Origin of the sequence: Candidatus Pseudomonas adelgestsugas (genome assembly GCF_004124255.1) — a bacterium.
Classification (GTDB): domain Bacteria; phylum Pseudomonadota; class Gammaproteobacteria; order Pseudomonadales; family Pseudomonadaceae; genus Aquipseudomonas; species Aquipseudomonas adelgestsugas.
The window spans coordinates 1,688,473-1,704,601 of the sequence record NZ_CP026512.1 but is presented as its reverse complement, the minus strand read 5'-3'; the positions used below and the strand labels follow the sequence as shown (position 1 = coordinate 1,704,601).

Genomic DNA, 16,129 nt, shown 5'->3' with positions numbered 1-16,129 from the left:
ACGGCTAGGTATGATTTGAAATATCTATTGCAGGAAACACGCAGTACTTCAAAGGAAGTACTTATTAGGCACAAGCAGTAGTTTGAGTGTAACTGGATAAGGATGTTACGGTCCCCGCGTAAGTCTAACCACAACTATTGTGGTGAAAATGGCACGCATTCTAAAAAAATTTGCAATAAACTCTAATATTTAAGCTAAATAAAAATATTTTATACTTGAAATCAGAGTAATAATTAATCAAGTTCCGCGCTTTGTATAAATTGCATATTTGAATATATTATAGCTAAAATGCGTTTATAAAGATTGTCGGGTCTATTCGTGCATCGTTAAGACTAACGCTCCAATGCAGATGTGGCTTAGTTGCACGACCAGTTGAGCCGACCTTGCCAATCAATGTGCCGCGTGCTAGTTGGTCGCCGACTTTTACATTGATTGTCGACATATGACAAAACATACTAATCAAGCCTTGGCCATGGTCGACAAATATTGTTTTGCCATTAAAGAAGTAGTTGCCCGTCAAAATAACCTTACCGGCAGCCGATGTTTTAATTAGTGTACCGGCATCCACTACTAAATCTAAACCAGAATGTGGGTTACGTTCTTCGCCATTAAAGAAACGGCGTACGCCAAACTTGCTAGATAGTGTCCCGGCGACAGGCTTGTCTAGTGAAAAGTTGTTTGGCGTGTTAGGGCTGAAACTACGGTAAGCGTGACGCTGTATAGCTAACTCGCCATTAATGCGTTTGAGTTGCATCGTATCTGGGTTTACCTGGTTTTTATTCTGCAGGGTGATATGTTGCTCAGGGTATTTTTTATGGCCTACCATAAATTGTAAGTGTTGCCCACCACTAATAATGTATTGAGTGCCTGGTTTAACGGTCAAGGGAATCCCGATAATTGCTATCCAGTTGTTTTGTTCTTTTATCACGAGCACTGGTCTATTTTGATAGGTGCCTTTAGGTGCCGCTACTGAAATGCCAAGATCGACTACTGCGACTCCACCAGGCACCGATTTATTCAGTAGCCGACTGATATAGCTATCAGCATAGATATTAAAGGTGAGGCTAAATAGCATGAGTAAGCTAAGTGGGTGTAGCATTAGTCAATCCAATAATGAAAAAATGACTGGTGTTATAATTATCTTTCACTAGCATTTGCAATGAACTGTTACTGCAGCATGCTGTCAAGTGTTTGTAGGTGTTAGTTTGTTAAGCGTTGTGGATTGTCATGGCTATGTTTTCCACTATAATTCTGGAGACGTGGCTATGCGGTTGTTAGTAGACTAGCTTTTCACTGTTTGCACTTAGTATATTTACGCTACGTTCTCTCAAGCTTTTGTGTATTGCAATACCAATAAGGTTATTTAGACACTAATCCAGCAAAGTTAATGAAATATAGTGCTGACTAGTAAGTTTGATTTATAGGTGGATTAAGCGTTAGCGATCAACATAAAGATTGTGCTTGAAGACATAATAGGAATGTATACACTTGTTCATCTAAGTAATTTGTTCTGTTGACTTAGGCGTTTGCTGAGGGAGGGTGACGTAGGTGATAGGCTATAGCTCTTTTAAGAGCAAGAAGCATAAACAGTTATAGCTGAGGTGATTATGCAGCAGCATCACCAAGCAGCAGAGGTGCCAAGTTTTAACTTGGCACATTAAGTTGTTGGTTTTTAATGCAGGCAATCCAGTTGCAAATGATAGTGCAGAGGAGTGCATATTTCCGCTAAATTACTGATTGACATGTCTGCTTGATAGCCGATGGTGTTCTTAATTAGTATAGTGGAGGCATTATCAGTATGAGCCGTAGTTTTTTATTGAATCGCTAGTATGGTTTTTCAGTAAACCGTCGTTCAGGAGCCACGGATTAACACGTTACTTACGCGTAAGTTAACCAACTTGAAAGCGTACATAATCTGCGATATGGCTTATGAGTGTATGTTACCGTCGGTATTTAGCATTAGTTTAACGTTCTATGTACGGTCGTAAAGCAACAACGATAAATTTCTGAGTCAACCGTGAAGTCTGGTGAGCCAATTATATTAAATCGCTTCGGATATAAGCTAGCAGCAGTATTTTATGTTTGGGAGCTAAATAGTCTCATAGCGCTAAGCTTTTTTCTTTCAGGTACCTAATGCAGCATACTATCATTAATTGGCTTGATGGTATCTAAGACTAACTGATAGTTGTCAAGATTATTGAGTAGCCAACTGTTGTTATGTACTTTGCCTGCTAGGCCATTTTTTAAACGTCCGGTAAGTCAGCGCGACATTATTGCGAAACAGTGCGTTAATTATATCTAGATATCGCTATACTTAGGTATAAAATATACATATCTAGAGGATGGATGTTTAGGATGAAAAATCCTATCTACGAGACAGATATTAGTGAGTATTTTTTAAGCAACACCAGCGCAGCTTGTTAAGCTGACCCATAGTCATGATTTCGTAGTCAGGACCCAGGCGGGTAAAAATTTTTAATCATAAGCTATATTGCATGGATGCATGGACATTCATGTAAAGCTGTACAGAATTGATTGACTAGTATACTTAGTGTCTGTACGCGTTTGGATTGCGGTACCAAAGCAGTTTTGGTCGTAGGTATCAAAGTGCATAGTAGCGTGGCTATGTTTTTTTGTGGATATCAGTAGCAAGATCATGCCGAATCAGACCTAAATCAGTTGCAATTGCATAGTTTTACAAGACATTACCTGTGCTACCTTTTAGTGGTAGTGTCTAATAAATATTGCGTCTTTAGACAAACTACTTGAGGTAGACTAGTCTACCAACACACGTCTAAGCGCTAGAGCTAGATTTAGCTAGGCACATGTAGTCAGTAAGTAGTATTCACTATATAAAATGACACTAAGCGTACTTCTTTTAGTCATTACCGCACTGGTAAATGTAATCATATGACTCCATATGGAAATGGTTAGTATTTTATTCAAGCTTTGTTTCGGAGAAATAATATAGCTATATTATTATAATAATATCGGAGTTTAGCTATCTGGTTAGGAGCTATTACAGTTTGGTATTAATTTAGCTATCAGCATAAGTGTTCGAATAACTTATATATGGCATGCCGCATTGCTGTTGCCTAGCCTTGCGTAGGTCACTCATACGTTTTAAGTAGCTCATGCAATAGACTTTGTATTACTGGATGTTAAGTTAACTACCTGCAGCCTGCAATTAAAACTTAGCGTGCAAGGTGCTGAAAGATCTGATATCAGTCGCGCTGGTAATTTTATCTATTGTATCTATCTACTTTGCGCATATTAAAGTTGGCATCAATTCATCTCTCTAATTTCGTCGTGAATGCTAGGCTTGCCACCTAGAACTAAACTTCAAAAACTAGACTAAGGCATGTTTAAGAAAAATTTCTTGATGCATTTACCGGCTAGATAAACCTAAATATTATTTAGATTAAAACTTAGCGTGAATTTGTTTGTTGGTATTGTTTTACCAAAATTATACATTGAATCTAAAGGTATCATGTCTATAATGGCAAAACTGTATTTTTTGCTTGGGAGCCCTAGTGATGCTGCGTATCAGTCAAGAAGCTCTAACATTCGATGACATTCTCTTAGTGCCAGGTTATTCCGAAGCACTTCCTAACGAAGTTAGTCTCAAGACCTTCCTAACTAGTGGCATCGAGTTAAATATTCCTCTTGTATCAGCTGCTATGGACACCGTTACTGAAGCCCGCTTAGCCATCGCTATGGCCCAGGAAGGCGGCATTGGCATTATCCACAAGAACATGACTATCGAGCAGCAAGCTGCTGAAGTGCGTAAGGTCAAGCGTTATGAGGCAGGTGTGGTGAAAGATCCAATCACTATCGACGCCGACGCTACTGTACGTGACTTATTCGATTTAACCATCATGCATAACATCTCCAGCGTTCCAGTGCTACACGCTGGAGATCTAGTCGGTATCGTCACTTCTCGTGACGTGCGTTTTGAGAGTCGTCTTGCAGTTACTGTTCGCGCAGTCATGACACCCAAGGAGCGTTTAGTTACTATTAAAGAAGGTGCTGCCAAGAGCGACGTACGTAAATTACTGCATAGACATCGAATTGAGCGCGTGCTGATCGTAAATGATAATTTTGCTCTCAAAGGTATGATGACCGTCAACGATATCGAAAAAGCTAAGGCTTACCCGTTAGCTAGCAAGGATGACCAAGGTCGTTTGCGCGTTGGCGCTGCGGTTGGTACTGGTAAAGATATTGGTGATCGCGTTTCAGCCCTAGTGGCTAATGGTGTTGATGTAGTAGTAGTCGATACTGCCCATGGTCATTCTAAAGGAGTAGTCGATAGCGTTCGTTGGGTCAAACAAAATTTTCCTAACATGCAAGTTATTGGTGGTAATATAGCCACCGGAGCAGCAGCCAAGGCTTTAGTTGCAGCTGGTGCAGATGCAGTGAAGGTTGGTATTGGCCCAGGTTCAATCTGTACAACGCGTATTGTCGCTGGTGTAGGTGTGCCGCAAATCAGTGCTATAGCTAATGTCGTCTTTGCTCTTGAAGGCACGGGTATTCCTTTGATTGCTGATGGTGGTATACGTTTTTCTGGTGACCTGTCCAAGGCTATTGCCGTTGGTGCTTCAAGCGTAATGATAGGTTCGATGTTTGCTGGTACTGAAGAGTCGCCAGGCGAGATTGAACTATTTCAGGGGCGTTCATATAAAGCTTATCGTGGCATGGGTTCACTGGGTGCCATGTTCCAGGCGCAAGGATCTTCTGATCGCTACTTTCAGGACTCTTTAGTGGGTGCTGAGAAACTTGTACCGGAAGGTATCGAGGGCCGTGTACCTTATAAAGGCTCTCTTAGCGCGATTATTCATCAGCTGATGGGCGGCCTGCGTTCTTCAATGGGTTATACCGGTAGTGCTGATATTGAAGAAATGCGTACTAAGCCAGAATTTGTTCGGATCACTGGTGCCGGTATTGTTGAATCCCATGTCCACGATGTACAGCTAACTAAAGAGGCACCGAACTACCGCGTAGGCTGAGGCGTCCAGCTAGATGTTAAGTAAGCAGTGATTATTTTTTCAGCTTTAAACTATTCATTATTAATGATATAAAAATGATTTTATGGTTCTCGACATTAATGCTCACCGTATCCTGATCATCGACTTTGGCTCCCAATATACTCAGCTAATCGCGCGCCGTGTGCGTGAATTAGGTGTATACTGTGAGCTGCATTCATTTAACATAAACGATGCAGCGATTCGTAAATTTGCACCAAAAGGAATAATCCTTGCTGGTGGCCCTGAGTCCGTATACAAAACTAATAGCCCGTGTTGCCCGCAAGCAGTATTCGACCTCGGTGTACCAGTTTTTGGTATTTGTTACGGCATGCAGATTATGGCTAAGCAACTTGGTGGTAAGGTTGAAAGTTCTAGGTTGCGTGAATGCGGTTACGCTCGTTTAAATGTAGTCAGCAAGAGCCGACTACTAGATGGTATTGAGGATCACGTTGATACTGATGGCATGTTTAGTCTTGATGTGTGGATGAGTCACGGTGATATTGTCACTAAGATGCCAAAAGACTTTCATGTTCTGGCTAGCACTACGAGCTGCCAGATAGCCGGTATGTTTAGAGAGGAGCATTGTTACTACGGTGTGCAGTTCCACCCGGAAGTGACTCATACCAAGCAAGGCAGTCGCATATTGTCGCGCTTTATTTTTGATATCTGTAAGTGCAGAGCTCTCTGGACCCCGTTAAAAATTATTGAAGATACCATTATTAGTATTCGCGCTAAGATTGGTACTGATAATGTACTGCTAGGCTTGTCTGGTGGCGTTGATTCATCTGTAGCTGCAGTGCTGCTGCACCAGGCAATCGGTAACCAGCTGACCTGCATGTTTATAGATAATGGCTTGCTGCGTCTGCATGAAGGCAAGCAAGTAATGTCTATGCTTACCAAACATATTGGTGTCAACATGATTTATGTTAACGCTCAAGATCAGTTCCTCAACAATCTAGCCGGAGTGTCCGATCCGGAGAAAAAGCGTAGGATTATCGGTCGTACTTTTATTGATGTTTTTGATACTCAGTCTAGCAAACTAGACAATATTAAGTACCTCGCCCAGGGTACTATTTATCCTGACGTGATCGAGTCATCAGGCTCTACAAGCACCAAAGTCAACACCATTAAATCCCACCATAATGTTGGTGGCTTACCCATGGTAATGAACCTTAAATTAATAGAGCCGTTGCGCAAACTATTCAAGGACGAAGTCCGTCGTTTAGGTTTAGAACTCGGTTTACCATATGAGATGGTTTATCGCCATCCATTCCCTGGTCCTGGCTTGGGTGTGCGGATTCTTGGTGATGTGAAGAAAGAATACGTTGATCTACTGCGTCTCGCTGACTATATTTTTATCGAAGAACTGCATAAAGCTGATTGGTACTACAAAGTAAGCCAGGCGTTTGCAGTATTTCAGCCACTGAAATCAGTTAGCATTGTCGGTGACAGTCGACGTTACGCGTGGGTCTTGGCACTGCGCGCAGTAGAAACCATCGACTTTATGACTGCTCGTTGGGCGCATCTGCCATACGAACTTTTAGAGACTATCAGTGGCCGTATCGTCAATGAGATAGAAGATGTCTCGCGCGTGACTTATGATGTGTCTAATAAACCTCCAGCGACTATTGAATGGGAGTAATTTACTATCAGCGCTTGAGGTGCTTGCTCAGCCTTGTAGCAAGCTCATCCAATAAATTAGTTTTATTTATTGGATTTTACGATTTATTGTATTCGAATTGCAGTCTATCCTATAAAAACACATCTATTAACGCACCATAATCACATGTTTTTGCTAGCTCAAGTTTAAATGTATATGATCAATTTTATTGAGCGACAGAACTGTGTTGCGCTTCTGTGATCTACAGCTACAACATTATCTTCAAAGCATAAATAGATTGACTACACTAAAATATTACAATTCAGTGCTATGATAAGATTAGTAATGAAGTAGTTGATATAGAGAATTACTAGTTTGTTGTCGATTCACCGTACCCTGTTGATGCAAGTGACTTGCATGCTTAGTATAGTTTCTATATATCACAGCAGAAAGAATTAACGATAAGCATTCGACCAAAAACACTTTGATATGCAAATTTACCTTTACCATAGCCAGTAAGGGTTTTGTGGAAGTTGACGATCTCGCTAAGCTAAGATTTATTATTTTTATTAAGTCACAACATAAAGGTACTCCTGACTAAGTTTTTATGCAAACTAACGCATGCTCCTGCAACTTTATAAGATTATAGCGTACAGTGTTATGGCTGGTCTCTGTTTTGAGGGGGTATGGTTATATTCCATATTATTAGCTTAGAAGACAAGGTATGTGCTGTGCTTCATGCATTCTGTAGTCATGCTAATAAATTCGTATAGATTTAGCTGTATTTATTAGCTATGAAGGTTTGATGCTTAACTTGATAAAGTTAAAATGGCTAATTTAAAGTATAAACTTCAGCATTCATGGTGGGCTTGATATATTGGATCTACGTAAAATAAAAGTTAATATTTAATTTTTAAAAAAATTTTAAATTTTTTGTATAACTCGTGTTATATTGATATTTTGCTGATGTTAGGCTGCCAATAAATATCTACTAAATAAATCACTAAAGTGAAAGTTGAGCCATTAGTTATTACAATTAAAATATTGCTAGTAAAATTTTTAAGCAAACCATCCATTGCGTGTGATCAAGATGCATCTTGGCGCTTAAAGATACAAGTTTAGTCGATGGCAGCGCCTAAAACTAGGTCGACCCGGTTAAAGACCAGTTTTTATTAGTAGCCTGTTTAAATTAGTTGTAAGTCACTATAAATTAAAAAAGTCTACGCTACTCTTATATTAATAAACCAAATTAGAACTGCCGCCGCTATCTATGATAGTAAAAAGAAAGTATAGATCAAAGCACCGCTATAATGGTGTATGTAGTATATATTTGCTTGATGTGTTTATGTTGTGCGTGATTGCTTTACTTGAACCGGGAAGCGCTTAGTTTTGAAGGGTAAGCCAAATGCCTTAGGCATTAAACACAATATAAATATAGTGGTTAGTACTCGTATAGATAAGCACTGTAGTGATAAATAGTAAAGCAGATATACTAGTACGAAGTTAAATTAACCAATTTCTTGACTAATACATTATTTACTGTACTTAAATTGTCTTAGATTACTGTTTAAGCAATTAAACATATTTTTATAAGCGCTAGCTTTGCACGGCTTCATATCAATTTTGTGGATAGTTAGTTTTGCGATTGGAATTGTATCTAGCTTGTAAGCTTCCTGAATTATATACGCTAATGTTAGAGGTAACCCAGTTACCTCGATTAAGTTTCATGAGTCAAGTACTATCTGTAGTATTTATGGTGATTAATTATTATTCATCATGTTAACTTTTTGATTGGTATCAATAATTTTATCCAATACATTTAAGTATAAATCTTAAATATCAGTGTTTAGCTGGTTAAGCTGATAGCGTTTACCCATAAGTGTTTTTACTGTTATTGTTGTTAAAGCTAACTATTTCTATCTATGCCTATGTCAAATTGAATGGAATATGTAGTGTATTAGCGTTTAAAGTGCTAGTGGATACTGGGAATGATTAAGCTGAGTGTAAATGAGCTTTAGGTTGGCATGCCGTTAATTTTAAATATCAAGACTATATTGAGCTCGCTAAGTGTAGCTAGCTGCAAGATCATAGTACTGCTGGCGTTCGGTTTAGATAAATTATCTAAAGTACATAAAATTATATGATTATTACTATACGTCTATAGCTATCTTTAAAAGATTACTTTGTTATAGAAGTACTAAGCGTATTTAAGAAGTTATCGCGTGCTTTCTAGAAAGCACTAAATCTGGATTAAATTATCTAGATAGTAGTAGAATCTATGCAGATTTTGCTGCCTGCCGATGCGCTTAATGTATTGATGTTGTAGATAGGCTATACGTTGTAGATAACGTGCCGCTGACGCTGATATGGGTGAATTGTATGATATTTGCATGCTAGTTAGTACATATACAAGCAGGCGCTGTGAGTGTTAAATGTTACAAGCTTAAGAAATAGCGTTGAGTACCCATAACTGGCCTTGAAAGCTAGGAAAGATCAGAGACTGTATCTGGCATGACTATGATAACATATAAATGTTACATATGTTAACTATGAAAAACACTATTACTGGTAATTCTAGCTTCCCATAAAATACTTTTAGTATGTCAGAGCTTATTGTGCTACTGGCTATCTTTTTGCAACATATCTTTATGTATATCTAGTATGCGTAAGTTGCCTTTTATTATCTCGCGTTTGTCAGGATGCGGTTTAGTTACCCAGGTAAGGATGTCGTAGTAACGCTGGATATTTGCTACAAAGTGTACCGGTTCACCGCCGCGTGCATAACCGTAGCGGGTTTGACTATACCACTGTTTTTGCGACAGACGTGGCAGCATCTGTCTTACATCTAGCCACTTATTCGCGTTTAAGCCAGTTTTTTTAGCCAACATGCGAGCATCTTCCAAGTGGCCTATGCCTACATTATAGGCGGCAAGAGCAAACCAGGTGCGGTCTGGTTCGGCGATATCGCTGTCCAGCTTATTCTTGATTTTAGTTAAGTACTTGGCACCGCCCATAATACTTTGCTTAGCATCTAGACGGTTAGACACACCCATGGCTTGTGCGGTGTTTTTAGTTAACATCATTAGGCCGCGTACACCAGTTTTAGAAGTAACGGTAGGTTGCCATAACGATTCCTGATAGCCGATGGCGGCAAGCAACCGCCAGTCAATATTCTTGTCTTTGGCGTAAGCGCGAAAGTGTTTTTCATATTTTGGCAAGCGTTGCTGCAAATGCTGTGCGAAGGTATAAGCACCAACACAACCGAGTACATCGACATGTCCGTAATAGCGGTCTTTAAGCCGCTTCAGGGTGCCGTTCTTTTCCATCTTGGCAAGGTATTTATTGATCTCGTTTAGCAGGCTATTATCATCCCCGGGAACCACTGCCCAGCTCTGGTTGCTGGCATTGCCTAAGTCAAATGCTACACGTATGTTGGGAAAGTACACCTGATTCATTGCTACTTCGTTAGAGTCCAATAAGGTAAGATCAATTTGTCCATTGTCTACCATATTTAATAGGTCGACCACCTCGGCGACATCGGACTCTTCGTATTCAATCGCGGGGTTTTGCTTTTTAAGCTTAGCTAATTGTTCGGCGTGAGTGCTGCCCTTAAGCGCCATGATCGTCTTGCCAGCTAGGTCAACTAGGTTAGTAGGACGAGGTTGGCCGTGGCGATATATGATTTGTGGCGTCACCTCTAAGTAGGGATAGGAAAACAGCACCTGTTGTGCGCGTTGCTCGCTGCTAACCAGCCCAGCTGCAGCAATAACTGGGCCATTTGGTTTGCCTAACTGGCTAAATAGGTTATCAAGGTTGTTAGCGGTCTTAATTTCTAGTTTTACGCCTATGTCATCGGCAAAAAGCTTAACAAGTTCGTACTCAAAACCAGTGTTACCATTGTGATCTTGGAAATAAGTCGCTGGGCTGTTCCTGGTAATTGCCCGCAAAATGCCATTTTCCTTAATTTGCTCAAGTGTGCTGTGTTTATTAACGCAAGCACCAAGCATTAGGAAAAGTCCAATTGCGATTAGCCATTTAGCATATCGCTGACATAAGGCCATAGGTAAGAGCATATGCTCAGTATACGTAAACGCTCTCCTAGGCTATACTATCTATCATGATTAACTTATTTGTTAGTGTTCGTAAAACTAGGCTCTAGTCTATAGCAAAATTAGTTAACAAGAGTTAATTACAGTTAAAATAATTGCATGTAAGCTATAGAAAAATACTACGATGTAGTTTACATTTATGCTGGCTAAATGTTTGGCAGCGAAAAATATTGTTTTAGTACCACTAGTGATGGTATTTTACAATAAAATTTAAGGCCTCTAAGCATATACTAAAGCTGTCCTGAATATATAAATCCTACGCAGCATTCTTACTATACTGGCTGCTAGCCAAAGTATATTGCTTTGGTAACTTGACTATAAAATTTGAGCTATTACAGGTATTGCACAATTGCGGTAAAACTAGTATTATCAGTAAGTAATATCGAGGATAGAAAATATATTCTAAATAAATTAGAAATATTAAGAGATTCAAGATAAATTTTAATTATATTGCTATCTTTAACCATGGTTGTAGGTTTAACAAATTATCTATGTTATGTATATCAATACAGCAGTAGACTTAGTCCATAGTGTCAAGCTATTGTTTGAGGTACTATTCGTTGTCTGGTGCACCGTAGAAGATGATTGTATCCTTTGCTGTCTTCCTCCCGCGTGCAGCTAAAGAAAAATTTAGCTGAAGCTAGATAATTTTTTATATGGAATTAGTATAACTATATATCAGCTTAATCTCCAGTTATACTTAATAAGTGGACAGCTATGCTGTGATGGCCATATTATTTAACGTGCCTCTGAAGTTTTTTATGATGATTTACGCGAATCTTTTATATAGAACTCAGTACTATAGTTACAGCTTGTATGTATCAAAGCTACTGCTTTGATACATACAAGATTTATGGAGTGGGCTACTGGCAATAATGATTGCCTCATCGATCAATTTAGTGTACATTTATATCAAGATTAGGATGCATTAGCTACAATATATATTGTAGTTTAAGTAACTAGTTGTCAGGAATAAACTATAAGAGTCTACGTTTTGGCGATGATTTTGTTGGGTTTACCTAAAAAGCTTAGTGGTTGGTGCTAAACGCTATGCTGCACGATGATATCATTGACCATGACAGTTTAACCAGTATTAATGCTTGAGTCTTTTATGGAGTTAAAATTAGTAGGTATTGTATTATCGGTGCAAAAGCATAAATTGGTGCAGGCTAGGTAATATCTGATGGCTGCGTTATAGATTAGCTCGCCTGGCTAACTTATTTCGTGAGCTGACCAAAGCACATAAGAGTATTCTCAAAGTCAACGCTGCGCACTATGTACATAACTTATAGTGGTATTCGTATAATTTAGTTGAACACACAAGAATAAACCTAATAAAACTTTTTGTAGTTGCGCAATACGTGAGCATTTGCGCGATATATGATGATAATAATATTTGCACTGGTATTTTAAAATCTCCTGTTAATAATACTCATTATATTAATAATGTGAAGATTTATGTTTTTCTCACAGGTTGATCTATATATTTTTTTAATTGCCTATCAGTAATATCCCACTGATAAACTGAGCAGTATGTTACCTCCAATCCAGTCCATTGACCTAGCCTGCGCTATATTGTTCTCGGTATCTGAGTGTATTAGATAATTGCATTATCCATTAACGACTATTGTATTATCGCTTATAGATTAGTTTAGCACTGAGCATCACAGTTAAGATTATGATCTGTGCTGACTTGATCAGCACGCTTACATTAAGACTAGTCTAATCGAGCTAGCGTCAAAAGTTAAAATAATTATGGTAATGCGGTAGACTATGGTTAGTACATGTATCAACTCAGTACTGCCAACTAAGAGTAGTTTGTGCAGTGTATGTAAAAACTTATATTTTTTTAAAAAATCAGTTCCAAGAGAGAATCTGCGATGTCTAAAAATTAGAGCTTTATTGTTACCAAATTACGATTTTATTTTGTTGTTTAGCTACGGTAAATTAATTTTTATATAATTCAGCGTTTACTTAATATCATTGTGATTTGCAGATTATGCATGACATGATCGTTGTCTAATTTTTGGCTATTTTTGGGGGATGCTTTTATAGTAACGATGCCCAGTACTACTCTATATTCGTCTACTACCTTAATGCCAAAACGCCGTTGTTGTTTATGATAGTTCAGTAATTATATTTGCAATTGCGTGCTTTTGAGAAAAATAAGGTTTTTGGTAGGTAGTAAGTAAAGCGGCTTTAGTTGAACGAAAATCTGTCAGTAAGCGTTAAATCTGGCGAGTGCCCAGCACTCGCTCTGACCTGCTTGATATTCCAGTAGAAGAATGGATGGTTCATATGTTTAGATGTGCATAGTTGCTCTATGATTTCCTTGACTGAATTATCTAAATTGATGCCTTCTATCTCACTACGTAGTAATCAGGATGTCGTTAACCGTAGTACCACCTAAAGCGTGGATACCTAATGTACAATTTTCTTAAGCTATAGGTTCTGATTCATTGTCATGACCAGTAGTTCTTATCGCAATTTTATTAAGTTAGACCGTGCGTGGATTAGGTACAGTAACAACAAATTAATACTATTAAACAGCCATACTAGCGGATATATGATTTTCAGTTGTACGCAGACTGGCTTTTGCCAAAGCCAGGCATATCTTAGATGTAGCTAACTGCGATGGCATATGCTAAACTTAGCAAGTAAGCAGCAGCATTTGGTCGTTATTGCGTGCATCGTAGCGATAGCATCGTTTATTGTGCTAGTTCTAATGGCAGAGTTTGTGGTGCTGCCATTTATAAGTACTACCTAATAGTATTAGGCTAAATAGGCGTTTTATCCTTAACATCGCTGCTATTTAAATATGCAAAATGTATTCGCGAACTAACTTGCTGCCGAAATAGGCTAACATTAGCAGGCAGAAACCGGCTAGAGTCCAGCGGATCGCCTTGTGTCCACGCCAGCCGAGGCGGTTACGACCCCATAGCAGAACACTGAATACGGCCCACGCTAAGCATGCCAACATGGTTTTATGCATTAAGTGCTGGGCGAATAAGTTTTCGACAAAGAGCCAGCCGGAAATCAGCGATAGCGACAGCAATGACCAGCCGACTAATAGAAACTGAAATAGCAAGCTTTCCATAGTTTGTAGAGGTGGAAAATTTTTTATTAGTCTAGACGGATGTTTATTTTTAAGCTGATAGTCTTGCAACAGCAAGAGCAGAGCTTGGAACACTGCGATGGTGAATACGCCATAAGCCAAGATCGACAGTAAGATGTGCGCTAGGATGCCTGGCTTTTCGTTGACCATCTGCACGGTGCCGGTCGGAGTTAATTGTGCTAGTAAAACTGTCAGCATCCCTAATGGGAATAACAGTACTAGTAGATTTTCGACTGGAATACAGTAGCAGGCCAGCATAGTTAGTGCAATGACGGCGGCGGCGATTAGACTGGCGGCATTGAAAAAATCTAAGCCCAAGCCAGCAGGTGTTATCAAGTGCGTGAATAGAGACATAGCGTGAGCCAGCAAAGCGACTACGCCGAGACCTATGAGTACATTTTTATCTGCCTTGTTACCTTGGGCTAAATTGGCACCCTGATAGAAAGTAGCAGCAGTATATAAAATGGCAGCAGCAAAGCTAGATAGCAAATTAGGTGACAAGAGAACCATAAATCCTGATATGTAAGCCAGAAAAATGCTAAGTTTGGCACATACCTGCGTGCATACGAAAGAGACTCTAGTCAGATAGCTGGTGTTTATAGGAGTATTCTTCGCTATAATTAAGTAACCTATTGTGTCGTAGATTAGCTAAGCGCTATTTTAATAAGCGTAAAACTTAACTATAGTTGGAGCTGATATTATCTCGGTCTACCATAGAAATTAGAAGGATCGTACATGTTTAAAAACTTGACTGATCGTTTCTCGCAGACGTTACGCCATGTAAGCGGCAAGGCTAAACTGACAGAAAACAATATTAAAGATACCCTGCGTGAAGTACGCATAGCGCTACTTGAGGCTGACGTAGCCTTACCGGTAGTCAAGGATTTTATTAATTCGATCCAAAATCGTGCAGTTGGTACTGAAGTATCTCGTAGCCTGACTCCTGGCCAAGTCTTTGTGAAGATTGTTCAATCCGAACTAGAAAGCATGATGGGTGTGGTCAACGAAGATTTGAACCTTAGTACTGTACCGCCAGCAGTTTTACTGATGGCTGGTCTGCAAGGTGCAGGTAAAACTACTACCGCTGGTAAGCTAGCACTGTTACTTAAAAAAAATAAGAAAAAATCAGTGATGTTAGTATCGGTTGACGTATACCGTCCAGCAGCTATCAAGCAGCTAGAAATGCTCGCGATCCAAGTTGGTGCAACCTTTTTTTCGTCTACCATGAGCCAAAAGCCAGTTGACATCGCGGGCGATGCTATTAAAGAAGCTAAGATAAAATGCATCGATGTGGTCATTGTTGATACTGCTGGTCGTTTGCATATAGACGAAGAAATGATGATGGAGATTAAGGCTCTGCATGCTGTGATTAACCCTATTGAAACATTATTTGTAGTTGATGCCATGACTGGACAGGATTCGGTTAATATTGCTAAGGCCTTCGGCGAAGCTTTACCTCTAACCGGCGTGATCCTAACTAAAGTTGACGGTGATGCTCGTGGCGGTGCAGCGCTATCGGTGAAGGCTATTACTGGTAAACCGATTAAATATATTGGGATGGGCGAGAAGAGTGAAGCACTTGAGCTGTTCCACCCTAAGCGTATCGCTTCACGCATCCTCGGTATGGGTGATGTACTCAGCCTGATCGAGCAAGCTGAAGCCACGTTTGAGAAAGATAAAGCTGACAAGCTTATTAAAAAATTGAAGAAGGGCAATGGTTTCGATCTTGAAGACTTCCGTGATCAGTTACACCAAATGAGAAATATAGGCGGCCTGAGTAGCCTGATAGATAAGATACCAAAAATAGATGGCGTGAATCTGCTGCAAATTGGTAATGTTCATGGCGCAGCAGAGAAACAACTCAAGCAGATGGAGGTTATCATCAATTCTATGACCACATATGAACGCCGTAATCCTGAGCTAATCAGCGCTTCACGTAAGCGTCGGATTGCTATGGGTTCCGGCACTCAAGTGCAAGACATAGGTCGATTGATCAAGCAACACAAGCAGATGCAAAATATGATGAAGACATTCTCCACGAAAGGAGGTATGGCCAAAATAATGCACAGTATTAGCGGTAGTGTGTCGAAAAGGTAAAGCTTTAGAACTTTAAGTTATAGTTTTTGCTTTATTTTGCCCACAGTAACATATGATATTTAGTAAGATGTCCGTTAGTTAAATAAAATTTTTTTCTATTTTAGATGATAGCCTTTAGAATAAGACAATTTGCAAAATGCTGGATACCTTTTAATTATATAATATATACTTTCAATTATTTATT

General features: G+C 39.4%; 6 protein-coding genes. 3 read left to right on the top strand and 3 right to left on the bottom strand.

Translation table 11 applies throughout. The features are described from left to right. Positions 1 to 283: 283 nt before the first annotated feature. Positions 284 to 1,099 carry a M23 family metallopeptidase gene (locus tag C3B55_RS04185; RefSeq protein ID WP_129211723.1) on the bottom strand — a complete coding sequence of 272 codons (816 nt, stop codon included), beginning with the start codon at positions 1,097 to 1,099 and terminating at the stop codon, positions 284 to 286. A gap of 2,437 nt (positions 1,100 to 3,536) precedes the next feature. Here C3B55_RS04185 and guaB point away from each other — a divergent pair. Both guaB and guaA read left to right on the top strand, forming a co-directional pair. Continuing rightward, positions 3,537 to 5,006, top strand: a complete 1,470-nt coding sequence (guaB, locus tag C3B55_RS04180; protein ID WP_129211721.1) for an IMP dehydrogenase — start codon at positions 3,537 to 3,539, stop codon at positions 5,004 to 5,006. Between the two features lie 82 nt (positions 5,007 to 5,088). Then, on the top strand, positions 5,089 to 6,666 hold the full coding sequence (guaA, locus tag C3B55_RS04175; RefSeq protein WP_129211720.1) for a glutamine-hydrolyzing GMP synthase: 1,578 nt from the start codon (positions 5,089 to 5,091) through the stop codon (positions 6,664 to 6,666). A gap of 2,576 nt (positions 6,667 to 9,242) precedes the next feature. On the opposite strand, the gene mltF is transcribed toward guaA, so the two are convergent. Together mltF and C3B55_RS04165 are read right to left on the bottom strand one after the other, a co-directional pair. Continuing rightward, a complete protein-coding gene (mltF, locus tag C3B55_RS04170) occupies positions 9,243 to 10,697 on the bottom strand; it encodes a membrane-bound lytic murein transglycosylase MltF (protein ID WP_129211718.1) in 1,455 nt (484 codons plus the stop codon). Between the two features lie 2,848 nt (positions 10,698 to 13,545). Next, entirely contained in the window at positions 13,546 to 14,358 is an 813-nt protein-coding gene (locus C3B55_RS04165; protein ID WP_129211716.1) for a cytochrome C assembly family protein, read from the bottom strand. A gap of 225 nt (positions 14,359 to 14,583) precedes the next feature. Between C3B55_RS04165 and ffh the strand changes: the two genes are divergently transcribed. Next, positions 14,584 to 15,945 (top strand): signal recognition particle protein, encoded by a 1,362-nt coding sequence (gene ffh / locus C3B55_RS04160; RefSeq protein WP_129211714.1) that lies wholly within the window; start codon positions 14,584 to 14,586, stop codon positions 15,943 to 15,945. The last annotated feature ends 184 nt before the right edge of the window (positions 15,946 to 16,129 follow it).